This is a genomic window from Rhizobacter sp. P2_H2, assembly GCF_056403375.1.
In genome coordinates this window covers 1-1,056 of sequence record NZ_JBFUFP010001464.1, presented here as the reverse complement: position 1 = coordinate 1,056, position 1,056 = coordinate 1, and the positions used below count along the sequence as shown (strand labels likewise).

The 1,056-nt window shown below is 72.9% G+C and carries 1 protein-coding gene; it reads right to left on the bottom strand.

Translation table 11 applies throughout. The annotated features are described in order from the left end of the window. The coding region (locus AC1D15_RS33955) for a type IV pilus assembly protein FimV (protein ID WP_477829532.1) at positions 1-1,023 on the bottom strand (1,023 nt) is incomplete at its 3' end. Between the last annotated feature and the right edge of the window lie 33 nt (positions 1,024-1,056).

Sequence of the window (1,056 nt, the reverse complement as noted above, 5' to 3'; positions counted from 1 at the left end):
GGCGCGAGGCGGCGGGGGCGGCGGATCCAGCGGCAGGTCGAAGCTCATGTCGTCCAGCGAGTGGCCGACCTCGCCGGTCGGCAGCGGCTGGGTCTCTTCCGGCAGGTGCGGTGCCGACACCGCCGAGCCGCTCGGCAGGGCCAGGTCGAGGTCGAGGTCCATGCCGGCGCCGGTGCTGTCGAAACCGCTGCCGTGCGAACCGCTGGTGCCGAACTCGGACGGCGACGGCAGCACCGATTGCGGCATCGTGCTCGCACCCAGCAGCTCGGCCGACGGACGCGCTTCGCCACCGCCGGTGGCCGGTCCACCGCCCGGGCGGTACATCGGGTTCTCCGGATCGATCTGCTGGCCGATCTCCTGCGCCTTGGCCCAGTCCTCGCCCTGGCCGCCGGTCAGGCCGAACAGCTGGGTGGCCAGCAGCTCGAAGCCCTTGGTGTCGCGGCGCTTGGCGTAGACCTCGAGCAGCTTGGTGCGGATCGCCAGGCGCTCGGGGCTCGCGCGCATGGCTTCCTTGAGGATTTCCTCGGCCTGCAGGTCGCGGCCATAGGCCAGGTAGACATCGGCCTCGGCCACTGGATCAACGTCGCCGATGGCATCGAGCTGGCTCAGCGAGTAGCTCATCGACGACGATGCCCCGCCGGCGTCACGCGTGTCGATGCGCTGACCGCCGCTGGCCCCGAAGAAAGAATCCGGTTGAAGGCGACTCTCGAGGAACGAGGTTTCACCGCTGTCGCGCTTGGCGCGCTTGCTGAAGCGCCACGCCGCGAAACCGCCGAGCAGCAGCACGGCGATGCCGCCGAGCAGGGCCGGCAGGTTGTCGTCGAGCAGCGACGACAGGAAGCTCGGCTCGGGCGCCGGAGCGGGCATCGGGGCCGGCGCAGGCTTCGGCGGCGCGACGGCCACGACCGGCGCACTGGCCACCACGTCAGGCGCCGACGCGGCAGCGACCGGCGGCACGTCGGCGGGCGCCGAGGCCGGGGTCTCGATCACCGGCGCGGGTGCGGGCACAGGGGTCGCTGCCACCGGAGCCGGCGGCGGCGGCACAGGGGCCGGCGG